We start from the raw sequence: 15,465 nt of genomic DNA on the forward strand, positions 1-15,465 counted from the left end.
GACGGGGTGTTTTCGCAGGTTGTGCCATGACACGAACCGGGTGATATACTGTGCGGCATGGAATATCGCGACGCATACGACCCCATCCCGCTGGAAGACGTGCACGAAACGCACGGGCCCAACGACGCGGGCATGATGACGCACCAGTTCTACGCGTTCAACACGATCATCATCCTGCAAGCCTACGCCGATGCCGCGCAGTGCGCCCCCGCGTTCGACGCGGCCCGCGGCGCGAGTCGCGCGTTCGAGCGGCGGCTTTCGCGCACGCTGCCGCACTCCGACATCTCGCGGCTGAACGCGGCTGCAGGCAAGCGCGTGGCCGTCCACGACGACACGGCCGAGCTGCTGCGCGCGGCCATCGGGTACTGCGCCGACAGCGAGGGCCTGTTCGACGTCACCGTGGGCTCGGCGGTGCGGCTGTGGAACTTCCACGAGGGCACGGTGCCCGAGCGCGCCGACGTGGAGCGCGCGCTGGCGCACGTGGATTGGCGCGCGCTGCGCGTAAGCGAGGCCGGAGAGGCCGGCGGGTCCTGGGCGCAGCTGGCCGACCCGCAGGCGGCCGTGGATGTGGGCGGCATCGCGAAGGGATGGATCGCCGACCGGCTTTCCGCGCTGCTGGCCGAGCACGGGTTGGACTCGTTCGTGGTGAACCTGGGCGGCAACGTGATGGCGCACGGGCAGAAGCCGGACGGCAGCCCATGGCGCGTAGGATTGCAGGATCCACGCGACAAGAGCTCCATCGTGGGCGCTGTGACCGTGCGCGACGCCTCGGCCGTGACCAGCGGCGTGTACGAGCGCTGCTTCGAGCGAGATGGCGTGTTCTACCACCACATCCTCGACCCGAAGACGGGCTTCCCCGTCGAGACGGACGCCGCGGGAGCCACCGTGGTGGCGCGCCATTCGATCGATGCGGAGGGCTACTCGACCACCCTGCTGGCGTTGGGGATCGAACGCGGCATCGCGTTCGCCCGCGAGCGCGATGCGATCCTAGGCGCGTATTTCGTGGACAGGGACGGCAAGGTGGCAGGGATCGCCTAGCCCCGCGCGATCAGGTCCAGGATATCCTGCTTCGAATGGACGTCGAGCTTGGCGTAGATGTGCTTCGAGTGGGAGCGCACGGTGTTCTCGCTGATGAACAGGCTTTCTGCAATGTAGCTTTTCGAGCGACCCTTGCACAACAGCTGCAGCACCTCCACTTCGCGCGCGGTGAGGCCCCGCTGGGACCCCAAGCGCTCGCAGCCCTCGTCGATGCTCGCGAACATCGAACGTTCGGGCGCGGGGCCCTCCAAATCGGCGAAGATGCGGCGCTGCGAGAAGTTCGCCTCGTTGAGCGCGAACACCGCGGCGATGGTCAGCAGGTAGGCCAACGCCAGCAGCACCGCAGATCCCGCGCCGTGCAGCCCTTCCGCTTTGCCCGCCAGCTCGCCCAACGCGAACGGCAGCGAGTAGGCGATCCAGCCCGAGCCGAAGATGACGTAAGGCGACGTGCGCGAATGATGCGCCACGTCGGCCAGCATCGTCCAGAACAGCATGACCACGAGCGTCTGCGCGATGGAGATGAGCACGAGCGCCCAGCCCGCCCATGCCGAGCCGATGACGGGCAGGAAGAACAGCCCCGTGGCCGTGAACAGCAGGATCGCGCGCCACAGGCTGGAAAAGCGCAGCAGGCCGCCCTTCGCGAACACCCACCACAGCACGCACAGCGCCACCGCGATCTCGGCCCCGTGGTGCGCGGACGTCATCATCCAGAACGGCGTGTAGTCGGCCTGGATGGGCATGCCCTGGATCACGCCGATGATCAGGCTGTACGCCGCTACGCCGAACAGGATCTTCCACGGGATGGACGTGGGGTTCTGGTCGTAGAACATCCGCGGCTCGCGCTGTGTCGACGGCTGCCTGCGTTGCGCGCGGCGCGCCAGCGCGGCCGAGACGAACGGCAGCGCCATGAGCACGACGGCCGCCGGAACGGGCGGCAGCAGATCGATGGGCACCTTGAGCGCGGAGCCCACGGCCATGGCGCAGAAGATGCACGCGATGGCCTCGCGAACGTCGAGCTTCGCGTAGAACGGCGCCCATTGCAAGTACAACCATGCCACGCCGATGCCCGCCGCCACCGCGGCCGCCGTGGCGCTGGCGGCCCCCGTCAGGGGCAACGGCACCACCAGCAGCAGGGTCGCAGCCGCCTGCAACGCGGCCAGCGGCCAATCCAGCTTGGGCGCCACGCGCTGCGCCTTGCCCTTCCAGGCCAGCAGCATCACCGCCAGCATGAACGCCGACAGCGCGATGTACAGCGGGATGCCGATAACCACGCCGCCGAAGTCGAGCCCCGCGCGGTGCGCCACGCAGTATATCCAAACATGCGGTGCGCAGATGCCCAGGTACGACACGTCGAAATGCCGCAGCACGTACGGCAAGCGCACGCCTTCCTTTGCCCGATCTTGCGCCACGGCCCCTCCTCTTGCGTCGATCCCCGACTCGCTTTCCACCCCGCTATTCTATACGCTGACCTCGCTGCACGACAGAAGAAACAAGGCCGGAAACGCAAAACGGGTGCCGCGCTTGCGACACCCGTCGGTTTGCCGAAACCAGCCCTGAGCCGTTAGGACAGGACCTTCTCCTCTTCCTGCTCGTCCATAAGATCCGCGGCGGGCGCACCGTCGGCCGACTCGGGCACGAAGGGCTCGAACAGCGGCTCGCCGTTCTGGGACAGCTCCACCATGCCCGTCAGCACGTCGACGTACTGGTAGGACTGGCGGGAGGTGCGGCCGCGCTTGCGATCCACCTCGAGGATGAACAGCTGCGGGTGCACCTGCATGAGAACGCCTTCGCTCTCGACGATTTTCGACCGACCCATATTGGCCCGAACTTTCAGGCGTTGACCTACGAAGTCGTGTAACGTATCATGAATGGAGTCGACGATTTTGGCTTGTTTCGCTAAATCCATGCTCACTCTTTCTCGCGTATGCCAGTGTGCAGAAATGACAGCCTCAAATTATACCACCTGAGTCAATACTCTACAGAATCTGCACGGATTGTCCCCAAGTCCATAACAATTCAAACCTCGCGCCTCGTCACGTGAAACCCCCGTGGAAGCGGGTGCCGTGCGAGCGCTGCCGTCCGCGGAGGCTTCGAGCTCCTCACGGACGCACATGCTAGAATGGCCGCGAACATAGTGCGAAAGGATCCACGTGAGCTCGAAGAAAGACAAGAAAGACAAGAAGAAGAAACCGGACAAGAAGAAGGCGGAAGCGAAAAAGACGGCATCGGTGCTCGACGGACGCGTGTGCCCCTGCTGCAAGAAGCACTGCCCGCTTGCGAAGCCCAAGTGCAGCAAAGGCAAGGCCGTGCGCGCCAAAGCGCTGAAGGACGCCTAGCCCGCGACCGAGACTCGCGAAGGCGCACCGCCCCGTTCGGTCCACGGGTGCACCGATTCGCACGGTTCCGCTGTTAAACCAATATTGACATAGCCGAGCCGGGCCGTCCGCGAGGACTCGCCGGCGGCCCGGAAGCCCTCTTCGGCCGTCGGCCGGGCGCCCGTCCCGCTCGATCGCCGGCTCCCCGACGGAGGAGGCGGCGCACGGCGGCGCATGTCAATATTGGTTTAACAGCGGACGCACGGCGATGTGCAGCAAAATCGAGGTTTTGGCAGTCGGAACCTCATTCGGCCGTCGCGGGAAGCTCTTTTGCGGGCAGCGCGACGAAGAAACCCCAGGTCGCGTTTCGCTCGATGCGCCGGCGAGGTGGCTCGCGCTGCCAAAACCTCGTTTTTGCTGCACATCGCCCACGGATTTACGACGCGAGGGGGGGGCGCAAGCTGCTCGGCGGCAAGCGGCTCGGCGGCAAGCCCCTCGGCAGACGAGCCCTCTTCAGCGACCGAACCGTTCAAGCGATCTGCTGGAAGGCGCAGCCGAGGCGGACGAACTCGGGGAGGTCGAGGGTCTCGCCGCGGAGGCGGGGATCGATGCCGGCGCGCTCGAACAACTGCGGGAGCCGGGCGATGACGGCGGCCCCTTGCGGGCCTCGTCCGGCGAAGTAGGTTTTGCAGGAGTTCGACAGCGTTTTGCGGCGCGTGGCGAACGCGGCCTCGGCCATGGTGCAGGCGGCGGCGATCGCATCGGCATCGAGCGGCACGCCTTGGTCGTCGAAGACCGGGCGGCGGTTCAGGCGCAGCACGGCGCTCTCCACCCGCGGCGGCGGGAAGAAGTTGCCCGGCCCTACGGCGAAGCGCCCGGCCGGCTCGGCGTACAGGCGCAGCTTCACCGTGTAGGCGCCGTAGTTCTTCGTGCCCGGGCTGGCGGCCATGCGGTCGGCCACTTCCTTCTGCACCATGACGGTGGCGCTTTCCAGCGACGCGAACTGCTCGAAGTAGTCGAGCACCACGGTGGCGGCCACGGCGTAGGGCAGGTTCGCCACCAGCTTGTTGGGTAAAAGCCTCATGGGTCCAGCTACGTCAGCGAGGGTTTCCGTGGTGCCCGAGATCGTGGGGAGGGCGAAGGCGCTGCGTACTTCGGTACGCGAGCCTTCAGCCTCGCCGCGAGATCGGGCACCACGGGAAGCCGCAGCGTCGAGTGGTTCCGCTGATTGGAAATCAGCGGAACATAAATCAAGCGCGTCTTTGTTGAGCAGGGCGAATCGGTCGGACCAGGGAGCCAGCGTCTCGACCAGCACGGCGGGTAGGTCGGGGTCGCGCTCCACCGACAGCACGCGCCCTGCACTCTTGAGCAGCGCGATGGTGAGCGTGCCTATGCCGGGCCCCACCTCCAGCACGTAGTCGTCGGGCGCAAGATCGGCCAAGGCGACGATCTTCTGCAAGATGGCGTCGTTGATAAGGAAGTTCTGGCCGAGCGAGTACTTGGTCGAAAGCCCGTGCGCTTCCAGGACGGCACGCGTCTCGGACACGCTGGCCAGCGGCGACAGCTTCGTCATCAGACCTGCCCCACCGCGCGTGGAAACGTGCCTTCGGGACCCGTGCACGTGTAGGCCGACGCCGGATGCACGCGGCCGCCCTCCAGCACGTCGGAACCCGAAGGGAGCGCGCCGTCCGCGCTGACGAGGCCCACCCAGTCGTGCACGGATTCCAGCGCGAAGCCCGCCACGGCCAACGCCGAGCGCGCCTCGCCCACAAGCGGGCCGAACCCGTGCGGGTCGCCCCCCTCGCCCACCACGTACAGGCTTGCCGGTCGCTTCGGCTTGGCGCGCCAGTTGGCGTAGAAGTACGGCTGCAGGCGGTCGAGGAACGCCTTGAGCTGGGACGGCGCGCCCGCGAAGTACACCGGCGACACCACCGTCAGCTGATCGCAAGCGTTCAGCATCTCGCGCACGCGCAGCATGTCGTCCGAGATGATGCAGTACAGCTCGTTGCGCCCCAAGGTGTCCGCACACGTCTCGCACCCCGTGCACGGGGAGATGCGCACGTCCGCCAACGAAACAAGCTGCACATCGTCGTCGGCGCAGGATTCCTCGAAAGCGAAGCGCACGGCCTCCGCGACGCCCGCGCTGCGCCCTCGCGCCCGAGGGGAACCGCTGATGATGAGTCGCTTCATAAGCGTCACGCTCCTTTGTTCTTCTGCCAAGCGGTGGCCGGGCGATCCAGCAGTTCGCGCGCATTGTCCATAAGTCGGGCGAGGAACTCCTCGCGCTGGGCCCCAGGCGCCCGCCCGCAGGCCTCGGCCAGCCGCTCCGCCGTGAACAGCACGTGATCGGGCAGGCAGGTCATGCCGCGCATAGGTTCGGGCGTCATGTACGGCGCATCCGTCTCGGTGAGCAGACGATCCGCCGGCACGCGGGCTGCGGCCTCGCGCGTGTCGTCGGCGTTCTTGAAGGTGAGCGCGCCGCCGAACGCCACGTAGCATCCGGCTTCCACCCACGGTTCCAGCGTGGCCCAGTCCAGATTGAAGCAGTGCAGCAGCGTGCCCGCCTCGGGGAAGCCCTCTTCGCGCATGATGGCAAGCGCCTCGTCATGCGCCTCGCGCAGGTGCAGCGCCACGGGCAATCCCGCCTCCTTCGCCAAGCGGAGCTGGCGACGGAAGGCCTCGCGCTGATCGTCGCGCGGCGAGAAGTCGTAGTGGTAGTCCAAGCCGATCTCGCCGAGCGCGGCCACGCGCGGGTCCTTGAGCATACGGCGCAAATCGGCCTCCAAGCCGTCGTCGTAGTACTTCGCGTTATGCGGGTGGCACCCGACGGCGATCCGAACCCGCGGCACGCGCGGGAAGGGGTCGCTTCAAGTCCAGCCGACGAAGCGCTTGGCAGCCGCAGCGGCCTCGAACCGCCACGAGTTCAAGCGATCGAACGTGGTGGTCCCGTCTTCGAACGCATCCACGATGGTGCAGACGAACTCCACCTTGTGAGCCGCGCAGCGCGCGAGCGCGTACGACGGATCGGGCAGAAGCTGCAGGTGGGCGTGCGTGTCGGCCACCGGCCCCTCGAGCTGGGGAGCGTCCACCACGCGGTAGCGGCCGTGCTTGCGCTTCTGCCGAAACTGCGGATCGTCGAAGACGGGTTCCGCGCTCTGTTCGTCGACCATGGTCGCGTCCTTTCTTGCTCGCAGGTTGTTCGAGTCGTCGCCGGTCCAACAAAGCCAGCGAGGGGCGTCCTCGGATGCGAGATTCGCGGGATCGCGGAGGCGAAGCGTACTATGGTACGCGAGGCTCCGGGATCGCACGAAGATCGCGTGCGAGGACGCGCCGCAGCGTCGGCTGCTCCGCCGGCCGGCAGGCCGGCGGAACCGTTCTACTCCATGCTCAGGTCGATGGCGTCCATGTCCAGGCGCGGGAACAGGGGGTCGCCGATTTCCACCGGGTTGCCGGCGGGCAGCTGGCCCCAGGCCGTCGCGGCCTCGATGTCGGTCACGGCCTCGATGTCGCCCAGCGACAGGCGACGGAACACCTCGGCCGACGTGTTCGGCATGAACGGCGCCATGTACAGCGCGATGATGCGGATGGCCTCAAGCGCGTTGTAGATGACCTCGGCCAGCTCGCCGGCGGTCTCCTCGCTCTTCGCGAGGTTCCACGGGGCGCTCTCCTCCACGTAGAGGTTCACGCGACCGGCCAGCTTCTGCACCGCGGCCGCGGCGGCCGTGAAGTCGACGGCGCCCAGAGCCGCGTCGTACTCGGCGTACAGCTCCTCGGTTATGGCGCGCAGCGGGTTCTCATTCGCAAGCACCTCGGCGGGCACCTCCGGAACCTGGCCGTCGAAGTACTTCTTCGTCATGTTGAACACGCGGCTGCACAGGTTTCCCCAGGTGTTGGCCAAATCGGCGTTGTACACCTGCACCATGCGCTCCATGGAGATGGAGCCGTCGGCGCCGAACTGCACGTCGCTCATGAAGTAGTAGCGGTACGCGTCCACGCCGAACACCTTGCAGAGGTCCGCGGGCTTCAGGGCGTTGCCCTTCGACTTCGACATCTTCTCGCCCTTCGTGAGCAGGAAGCCGTGGCCGAACACGGTGTGGGTGATGGGCAGCCCGGCCGCCATGAGCATGGCCGGCCAGATGACGCAGTGGAAGCGCGTGATGTCCTTGCCCACGAAGTGGTACTGCATGGGCCAGCGGGCGTCGAACTCGCCGGCGCGCTCGCCCTCGTCGCCGTAGCCGATGCCGGTGAGGTAGGCCAGCAAAGCGTCGGCCCACACGTAGGCCACGTGGCCCTCGTCGAACGGCAGCGGCACGCCCCAGTCGAACGTGCTGCGCGAGATGGACAGGTCCTTCAGACCGCTCTTCACGAACGACACGATCTCGTTCTTGCGCGTTTCGGGACGGATGAAATCGGGGTTCTCCTCGTAGAACGCCAGCAGCTTGTCGCCGAACTCGGACAGCTTGAAGAACCAGTTCTCCTCGCCGCCCGCCTTCTGCACGGGGCGCTTGCAGTCGGGGCACACCAGCTCCCCGTCCTCGTTCTTCTCGAGGTCGCTTTCAGCGTAGTAGGTTTCCTCATGCACGCAGTACCAACCCTCGTAGCTGCCCTTGTAGCACCAGCCGCGATCGTAGAGGTCCTGCCAGAACTTCTGCACCGTGCGCGCGTGGCGCGGCTCGGTGGTGCGCACGAAGTCGGTGTAGGTGATGCCCAGCATGTCCCATGCGTCGCGGAACGCGGGCTCCATGGAGTCGCACCAGTCCTGCGGGGTCATGCCCTTGTCGGCGGCGGTGTCGGCCACCTTCTGGCCGTGCTCGTCCATGCCCGTCACGAACGCCACGTCGTAGCCGTTCATGCGCTGGTAGCGCGCCACGGTGTCGGCGGCGATGGTGGTGTACGCGGTGCCGAGGTGCGGGGCCGCGTTGACGTAGTAGATGGGGGTGGTGAACGAGTAGGTTCCCTTTGACATGGTGCTTCCTCACATTTCGGGGCCGCGCGGCGCATGATGCCTCGTCAGCCGGCTTTCGAGCGCCGCCGCTCATGATGCGGCGCGCTTGGACGACGCGCGCCAACCAGCATTCGTTCGCCAGTTGGCAAGCAACTGGATATTCTAGCACGAGGAAACGCTTCGACCCCTCGTCCCCGCAGATCGCACGCGAATGTTTCACGCCCGCGATGCAAAGGAATCCCGAACCTTGCCGCAATGTGCCCCAAACCTTAAGAAATGCTTACAGCACGCTTAAGTTTCACTTGCGTTGCGCCAGCACCGGTAACCGCGGCGGCACGACACCGTATACTGGCCGAAACGAAGGAAGCACTCACCGATGGCGAAGGAGGACCGATGCAGACGAACCCCGCGCGACGCTTCGCGTCGGCTGTCGCTTCCCTGCTCGGCTGCCTCCTTCTCATCGCGCTGTTCATGGTACAGCTCCGGTACACGGGCTACGAATCGGGGCTCGTTCCCGTCGCGCACGCCAATGGAAACGCGGTCGTCGCGCACGTCCCCGCTTCCCCGCGCACCACCGTCACCGCCGAATACTGCAGCGAGGTGGTAGCCGCCCTCGACCCGAACAACCCGTCAGGGCGAACATCCACGCAGCTGACGTTCGACGACTCCTGGTTCTTCCACGACGCCCGCACCTACCAGCACGATCTGGCCACGGCCTGTTCCGTGTTGGCGGCGGTGTGCAATTCCGAATCCCAGTACTACGACGGCGTGGCCGGTTCGCTGCCCTACGCCGAGCGGACGCTTGGCGCGCTGGGATTCCACGACGTGCGCACCGAGTCGTACGCGATGCGCAGCAGCGTCCTCGACGAGGTCAGCTCACTGTTGGTGGGATCGAGCGACGTGGCCGCGTACACGTTGGCCAGCAAGACCATCGCTTCGGACGGCGACGGGAAGCCCGTCACGCTTCTGTTCGTGGGCATCCGCGGCACGTACGGCGCAGAGTGGCTCAGCAACTTCAACTTCCTGGGCGCCGGCTCCGACGATGCCGACCACCGCGGGTTCAAAGCGGCCGAGGAAGAGGTCGAGAAAGCAGTGCGCTCCTACGCGAGCGATCTGGGCATCGACCCCGCTCACACGCGCATTCTCATCACAGGGCACAGCCGCGGCGGGGCCATCGCGAACCTGCTGGCCGCCGACCTCGGCGACCCGGACGACGACGCGTCGGCGCTGGCGCCCTCGTCCGGCATCTACGCCTACACGTTCGCCGCCCCGTGCGCCACGCGCGCGGACGACCGGCACGATCCGAGGTTCGACAACATCTTCAACGTGGTGAACGAGGCGGACATCGTCACGCAGCTGCCGCTTTCCTCCTGGGGTTTCGGACGCTACGGCTCCACCATCACGCTGCCCAGCACCGTAAGCGCCGACTTCGACGATTCGTACGCCATCGTGCAGACCGCCTACCAGCGCAACACCGGCTACGCGTTAGGATGCGACGAGGACGACTTCGCTACGCTGAGCACGTTCGGCTCCACGGCATCCACCCGCGTGCCCACGCTCGACGCGCTGGTCAGCCCATTGGGCATCGTCGGTGCCGTGCAGTCGCTCCTCGGCCTCGACCTTTCGGCCGCGCTGACCGCCCACCACCCCGACACGTACATCGCCTGGATGCAGGCCGGCGCGGCCGATCAGCCGGCTTCGGCCTGATTGAGGGCGAGAACGTAACAGGCGCCGTCGTTTAAATAGGTGATCTTCTGCCATCCTGGGCGGACCGCGCAGCGCGGAGTCGAATGATCCCGTGCGGCACCAGCTGCAAGCATTCCGGCTATCGCCGCGCAGGATCCTTCGACCCCGGCGGCTCCGCCGCCTGCGCCCATAGGATGACAAGGGGCGAGGGCAACGGTCGACGTTCCGTAGATTGCGCGCCCGGACGGCATGCGGTACCGTGGACGATGAGGTGATACGCATGCAAACCGACCGACGCAAGGAATTGCGAGACGCATACAAGAGCCGCCGCCCCGACATGGGCGTGGTTGAACTGCGCTGCACTGCCACGGGCCAGCGCTTTCTGGGCATCACGCGCGACGCGGCGAAGGAGCTCAACAGCCTGCGGGCGAAGCTGAACGGAGGCGGGCACCCGAACCGTCCGCTGCAGCAGCTGTGGAGCGAGCACGGCGAGAACGGCTTCGACTTTCGCGTGGCGGACACGCTGGAGTACGAGAACCCCGAAGACGTCTCGGCCGACGACCTGCAAGCCTTGCGCGACCTGCTGCTGGCCGAAGACCCCGAAGCCCGCAAGATCTGGAAGTGAGCCAGGCGCGTCCGTCGACCCTTGATGCGCCCTTGCGCACACTTCACTCGAAGTAGAACAGATCCTCGAACTTCTTGTCGAGCGCGATGCAGAGGACGAGGGCCAGCTTTGCCGTAGGGTTGAACAGGCCCGTCTCGATGGACGAGATGGTCTGGCGCGAGACACCCACGAGCCCCGCGAGCTCTGCCTGCGAAAGCCCCGCCTCGGCGCGCGCCGCCTTCAGCCGGTTGCAGAGTTCGAGCTCGCCGTCGTTGTCATGCACATCGTCGAATCCGAGAGACGGTAGCTTGATCATGAAGTGCCCCTACATCGTCGCGAATATATGGTGGACGACGACGCTGATGACCGCGACCGTCACCAAAACGCCCGCACCCAACGCGGTTTTGTAACGAAACTGGTAGAACTGGTAGAAGTTCATGGCGGCTATGCCCGACATGACAATGGCGAACGACACATCCGTGCTCTGACCATGAAGCGAATCCCACACGAACAACAACGCCCATACCACCATCATCACGGAGAGCATAAGGTAGCTCGCACGCCATTGCATCAGCTTGAACCGCTCGTCCATTCCGTCGTTGTCCCGACGGCTCTTCTCCAGAATCTCGTCCTTGTTCATGGCTGCCTCCTTCTGCATCGCCCGTTCGCTTCCGGATGTTTCACGTGAAACATTTGTACTCATGCCTCACCAAGCACGCAAAACGCTTCTCGATGGCGAAAAACCTCCGAATTCGGAAGTTTGAATCCCTGATCGCAGCGATGCGCGGCTACCCACTCTGCAAAATACCTGGTCGCGAGCCGGCATCCTCAATCACGTTGGACTTGCCACCGAATCGGACTGCGCTCACCTTCCGAATTCGATTGCTTTTTGCCAACTGGGCATCCTCGTACGGCATCCCAAGGTTTTCATTGGTTCATTCTGCCAAGTTTTCTTATCACAATGTCAAGTATACTTATCACGAAGAGGAAATGCAAGGCAAGCGTTGCAGATCCGGAACCGGGCATGGCACTCTTTTGCTACCATGCTCGTCATGGAAACGAACGAACCTACACCCACGACGGAAGCGGCCGAAAGCGGCACGCCCGTCGCCGCGCGCCGCAAGCCGCGCAAGCTCGTCGTCGCGCTGACGGCCCTCGCCATCCTGCTGTGCGTGCTGGCAGCCGCGTTCTTCGCGTACGCGAGCGACTCGTACCACGACCTCGACGCGAACCATCGCAACCTCGTGTCGACCGAGACGCTGCCCGTTCAGCAGGGAGACAACTACCTTGCGTTCGGCGACCCGAACGCAGCCGTCGGCCTCGTGTTCTACCCCGGCGCGAAGGTGGAATACAGCGCGTACGCGCCGCTCATGCGCGATCTGGCCGAGCGCGGCTACCTGGCCGTGGTGGTCCAGATGCCGTTCAATTTCGCGTTCTTCGACATCAACGCGGCCGACCGCGTGCGCGCGGACTTCCCCGACGTGGGCGCCTGGTGGGTGGGCGGCCACTCGCTGGGCGGCTCGATGGCGGCGCAGTACGCGGTCGACCATGCCGGCGACGGCACGCTCGACGGCCTCGTGCTGCTGGGATCCTACTCCGCCAGCGACCTGTCGAGCACGAACCTGGGCGCCATCTCCCTGTACGGCTCGAACGACCAGGTGCTCAACCGCGCCAAGCTCGAGGACAACGCCGACCTGCTGCCCAAGGGAGCCGAAACCGTGGAGATCGAAGGCGGCAACCATGCCGGCTTCGGCGCCTACGGCCCGCAAAGCGGCGATGGCGAAGCCAGCATCACCCCCGCGGAACAGCAGAGCCAAACCGCCGACGCCATCGACCGCTACATCAGGGCCCGCTACGCCGAGCCGTCCCTGGCAGCCGCAGCATAGCGCGAACCACGCTCAGCCGAGCCGCCTCTAGCGCGTTTTCCGCTGCGGGCGCGGCAGAAACGCCATGCCCACGACGAAGCCCACGACGATGATGGCCGCCTGCACTTCGAAGCTTAAAGCGAAACCGCCGACGTCGATGCCTAGCTCGTTGGAAGATGCGAGCGCCATAACCGTGATAAGCGCCGACGACGAGAGCGCACCGAAAATCTGGCGAAACGACGTGATGATGGCCGTGCCTTGCGCGATGTCTTCAAGAGACAGCGCCGCGCAAGCGTGAGCGGTCATCGGCATCATGAGGCATGCGACCCCCACCGTGCGCACGCCGTACAACACGGTTATCGCCCACTCGGGCGTACCCGCGTCGCACGCCGCGAACGCCAGTGTGCCCGCAGCCAGCACCGCGCATCCCACCGCAACGAGCGGCCTTGGACCGTAACGGTCGAGCAGGCGTCCCGTCACCGGGTTCAAGAACCCTAGCAGCACCGCGCCCGGCAGGATAGTCAGCCCCGACACCGTGGCACTGCCGCCCTGCACGTCCTGTACGAACAACGGCACCATGATGGAACCGACCATGAACGCCATCTGGGACATCATCACCAGCACAGTGGCTATCGCGAACGTGCGGTTGCGAAAGCACGACAGTTTGAGCAGCGACTGCTCGATGCGCGCCTGGCGCCTCGCGAACACGAAGAGCGCAAGCGCGCCGCCTGCGAGCGCCGCCAAAGACACAGGATCGAACGCAGCGTCCGACTCCATAACCGTGGTCCCCAGCATGATGCCGCAGAAGCCAAGCGTGTACAAAAGCCCCGAAGGCACGTCGAACCGCTCGCGCGACCCTTCGCGCTTCACCACGTCGGACAGCACGAATAACGACAGCACCACAACCACCGCCGACACCGCGCCCAAGATGACGAACACCGAGCGCCAACCCCAGAAGTCGATGAGGAAGCCGGATACGGTGGGCCCGATGGCCGGCGCGAAGCCGATGATGAGGCCCACCAGACCCATCGCACGGCCGTACTCGCTTTTGGGGTACACTGACAGCGCCACCACCTGGATAAGCGGCAGCGCGATGCCCGCGCCGCCGGCTTGCAGCAGGCGCGATGCCAACAGCAGCGGATAATTCGGTGCGACGAGCGCGGCCGCGCAACCTGCGACGAAGCACACCATGGCTGCGATGAACAGCTTCTTCGAATCAACGCGATGCACCAGATAGGCGGTCATAGCCGAGATGAGGCCAAGCGTGAAGATGTAGGACGTGGTGAGAAGCTGGCCGAGCGAGGCGCTCACGGAGTACTCGTGCATGATGGTGGGAAGCGCGGCTATCATCATGCTCTGCGAGATGCACGCGGCGGTGGTGCCCGACATCATGACCGCAAGCACGATGGTGCGCTGTCTCTTCGGCAAGCCGTCGGATACCCCTTGCGCGGTATCACCCGCGCTGCCATAGTTCCGTTCTCGCTCTATCGCCTGTGCGCTTTCCATAGTTCCATGATAGCAGCGTGCGCAAGCGGTTTGCGAAGGATGCACACATTCCGCGATCAGGCCTGGGCAAGGCCAGTCGCGCCCGCGCCCTGGACGCTCGCCCGCGCCCGACGGTGACCGCCGTGCCGGACGCTCGCCTGCGCCCGACGGAACCTCACCGTGCCGGACGCTCGCCCGCAGCTGCGAGGCCGACCTGGGCGCAAAACACCCCCCCATGGCAATCGCGAAGCGGTTTCGACGCGCCGCATCGCCTCGTCCGACCGCATAACCCCAGGTGGCATAATCCGCACGCAACCACCGATGCCCGACAGCACCGCCGAAATTGTCATGGGAACCGTTTTTCGCCCAACACGCTGCCCGACGACGGTCGAGCCGGGGTGGCCGGTCGCGACGAACGCGCAACCATGACCCAGCTACCAAGCGAATGGGTCGATGTCACGAAAATCCTCCCGTCGCGGTAAAAACGAGTCGGTTTGGTAATCATACTATGTTGCTTACATTTCTGATCCGAACACCCGACCTGGGAGGACGCGCTTGAGAAGGTTCAGCAGCCCAAGAAGGTGGCGGTCGGGCGCCCTTCAGGATTACCCAACCGTTCCGTTTTTACCGCGGAAGCCCGAACGTCCCGTCAAGCGGCCCGCCGGCCACGCGCAGAAGGGCATCGGGAACGCGCTCGGACGAACGCAGGGCACGACCTGCGGCTTTCATACGGTGCACGCGGGCGTATCGAGATCGACCCGCGCATTCCGAGCCGGCGCGTAATGCGCGCCGCGCACGGACGCGACCCGCGCCCTTCGGGGTGGCGCTCAGCACTCGGTGCTCGCCACGCTTGGGCGCCTACGGGCGCGGCGCTACCAAGGCCCTAGCGCAGCTTCGCGCGCCGATCTCGCCAGTCGGGCATGAAGGCGTCCATGAGCGCTTTGAAGCGGGAGCCGTGGCCGCGCTCCAGCAGGTGGCACAGCTCGTGCACCACCACGTACTCCAGGCATTCGGGCGGATAGAGCGCCAAACGCACGTTGATGCAGATGCGGCCCGTGGCAGGTTGGCAGCTGCCCCAGCGGCTGGTCATGTTGCGATACGCCAGCTTGCCGGCCTTCACGCCCATGATGGGCTCCCACGCCTCCACGAGCGCGGGCACGCACGCCTCCACCACGGCGCGCCACGCCGCCACCTCCTCGGGCCCCGCCTCGGCCGCCACGGCGGCGGGCGAGGCGGCAACCTGCGCGAGCTTCGCGTCGATCCACGGGCGCTTCTCGCGGACGAACCTCTCGATGTCGCGATCACGCACGTACGCCGGCGCCGACACCTCTACGAACCCGCCGCCGCGATGCACGCGCAGGTTGAGGTTCTTGATGCGCTTGCGTGTGAGCCGCACGACCAGGCCGTCCACCACGAGTTCGACGGGCTCGACGGGCGCAACGGGACGCGAGGCCGAAGCCCGCCCCCGCGCCGCACGCTGCCGCGGGCTCACGCGACCACCTCCCGACCGCGCCGGCGCGACCCGCG

At 65.8% G+C, this 15,465-nt stretch carries 16 protein-coding genes; 5 read left to right on the top strand and 11 right to left on the bottom strand.

Translation table 11 applies throughout. The features are described 5' to 3' along the window. Nucleotides 1-57: 57 nt before the first annotated feature. Complete coding sequence (locus tag HMPREF1023_RS12435; RefSeq protein WP_009306716.1) at nt 58-1,038, top strand: FAD:protein FMN transferase; 981 nt, start codon at nt 58-60, stop codon at nt 1,036-1,038. On the opposite strand, the gene HMPREF1023_RS12440 is transcribed toward HMPREF1023_RS12435, so the two are convergent. Together HMPREF1023_RS12440 and HMPREF1023_RS12445 are read right to left on the bottom strand one after the other, a co-directional pair. Continuing rightward, nucleotides 1,035-2,447 (bottom strand): helix-turn-helix transcriptional regulator, encoded by a 1,413-nt coding sequence (locus HMPREF1023_RS12440; RefSeq protein WP_009306717.1) that lies wholly within the window; start codon nt 2,445-2,447, stop codon nt 1,035-1,037. The two genes, HMPREF1023_RS12435 and HMPREF1023_RS12440, sit on opposite strands and share 4 nt — an antisense overlap. A 152-nt stretch (nt 2,448-2,599) precedes the next feature. Continuing rightward, nucleotides 2,600-2,944, bottom strand: a complete 345-nt coding sequence (locus HMPREF1023_RS12445) for a Veg family protein (RefSeq protein ID WP_009306718.1) — start codon at nt 2,942-2,944, stop codon at nt 2,600-2,602. A 244-nt stretch (nt 2,945-3,188) separates the two neighbouring features. On the opposite strand from HMPREF1023_RS12445, the gene HMPREF1023_RS12450 reads away from it, so the two are divergent. Then, nucleotides 3,189-3,374: a hypothetical protein gene (locus tag HMPREF1023_RS12450; RefSeq protein WP_009306719.1), complete on the top strand. Its 186-nt coding sequence runs from the start codon at nt 3,189-3,191 to the stop codon at nt 3,372-3,374. A 508-nt stretch (nt 3,375-3,882) separates the two neighbouring features. Here the strand turns inward: HMPREF1023_RS12450 and HMPREF1023_RS12455 are convergent. From HMPREF1023_RS12455 to metG, 5 genes are all read right to left on the bottom strand, one after another. Continuing rightward, entirely contained in the window at nt 3,883-4,926 is a 1,044-nt protein-coding gene (locus HMPREF1023_RS12455) for an rRNA adenine dimethyltransferase family protein (RefSeq protein ID WP_009306720.1), read from the bottom strand. Beyond that, the gene (locus HMPREF1023_RS12460; protein ID WP_009306721.1) at nt 4,926-5,543 is read right to left on the bottom strand and encodes a flavodoxin family protein; all 618 of its coding nucleotides are present in this window, start codon (nt 5,541-5,543) and stop codon (nt 4,926-4,928) included. Before HMPREF1023_RS12460 ends, HMPREF1023_RS12455 begins: the two co-directional genes overlap by 1 nt. Nucleotides 5,544-5,548: 5 nt before the next feature. After that, entirely contained in the window at nt 5,549-6,202 is a 654-nt protein-coding gene (locus tag HMPREF1023_RS12465) for a TatD family hydrolase (RefSeq protein WP_009306722.1), read from the bottom strand. 18 nt (nt 6,203-6,220) lie between these two features. Further along, on the bottom strand, nt 6,221-6,523 hold the full coding sequence (locus HMPREF1023_RS12470; RefSeq protein WP_009306723.1) for a hypothetical protein: 303 nt from the start codon (nt 6,521-6,523) through the stop codon (nt 6,221-6,223). Nucleotides 6,524-6,729: 206 nt separating this feature from the next. Next, on the bottom strand, nt 6,730-8,319 hold the full coding sequence (gene metG / locus HMPREF1023_RS12475; RefSeq protein ID WP_009306725.1) for a methionine--tRNA ligase: 1,590 nt from the start codon (nt 8,317-8,319) through the stop codon (nt 6,730-6,732). Between the two features lie 372 nt (nt 8,320-8,691). On the opposite strand from metG, the gene HMPREF1023_RS12480 reads away from it, so the two are divergent. Both HMPREF1023_RS12480 and HMPREF1023_RS12485 read left to right on the top strand, forming a co-directional pair. Continuing rightward, nucleotides 8,692-10,005 (top strand): lipase family protein, encoded by a 1,314-nt coding sequence (locus HMPREF1023_RS12480; RefSeq protein WP_009306727.1) that lies wholly within the window; start codon nt 8,692-8,694, stop codon nt 10,003-10,005. 259 nt (nt 10,006-10,264) lie between these two features. Beyond that, nucleotides 10,265-10,609, top strand: coding sequence for a GIY-YIG nuclease family protein (locus HMPREF1023_RS12485; protein WP_035577748.1), 345 nt, complete (start codon nt 10,265-10,267; stop codon nt 10,607-10,609). A 43-nt stretch (nt 10,610-10,652) separates the two neighbouring features. Here the strand turns inward: HMPREF1023_RS12485 and HMPREF1023_RS12490 are convergent, their stop codons facing one another. Together HMPREF1023_RS12490 and HMPREF1023_RS12495 are read right to left on the bottom strand one after the other, a co-directional pair. After that, nucleotides 10,653-10,904, bottom strand: coding sequence for a helix-turn-helix transcriptional regulator (locus tag HMPREF1023_RS12490; protein ID WP_009306731.1), 252 nt, complete (start codon nt 10,902-10,904; stop codon nt 10,653-10,655). A gap of 9 nt (nt 10,905-10,913) precedes the next feature. After that, entirely contained in the window at nt 10,914-11,228 is a 315-nt protein-coding gene (locus tag HMPREF1023_RS12495; RefSeq protein ID WP_009306733.1) for a DUF6442 family protein, read from the bottom strand. Nucleotides 11,229-11,640: 412 nt separating this feature from the next. On the opposite strand from HMPREF1023_RS12495, the gene HMPREF1023_RS12500 reads away from it, so the two are divergent. Further along, a complete protein-coding gene (locus tag HMPREF1023_RS12500; RefSeq protein ID WP_232228723.1) occupies nt 11,641-12,474 on the top strand; it encodes an alpha/beta hydrolase in 834 nt (277 codons plus the stop codon). Between the two features lie 27 nt (nt 12,475-12,501). Here HMPREF1023_RS12500 and HMPREF1023_RS12505 read toward each other — a convergent pair whose 3' ends face one another. Beyond that, complete coding sequence (locus HMPREF1023_RS12505; protein ID WP_021410161.1) at nt 12,502-13,881, bottom strand: DHA2 family efflux MFS transporter permease subunit; 1,380 nt, start codon at nt 13,879-13,881, stop codon at nt 12,502-12,504. 940 nt (nt 13,882-14,821) lie between these two features. After that, nucleotides 14,822-15,465: M48 family metallopeptidase (locus HMPREF1023_RS12510; protein ID WP_369707144.1), on the bottom strand; the 644-nt coding region annotated here is incomplete at its 5' end.

The sequence above is a fragment of the Eggerthella sp. 1_3_56FAA genome (genome assembly GCF_000185625.1).
Taxonomy (GTDB): domain Bacteria; phylum Actinomycetota; class Coriobacteriia; order Coriobacteriales; family Eggerthellaceae; genus Eggerthella; species Eggerthella lenta.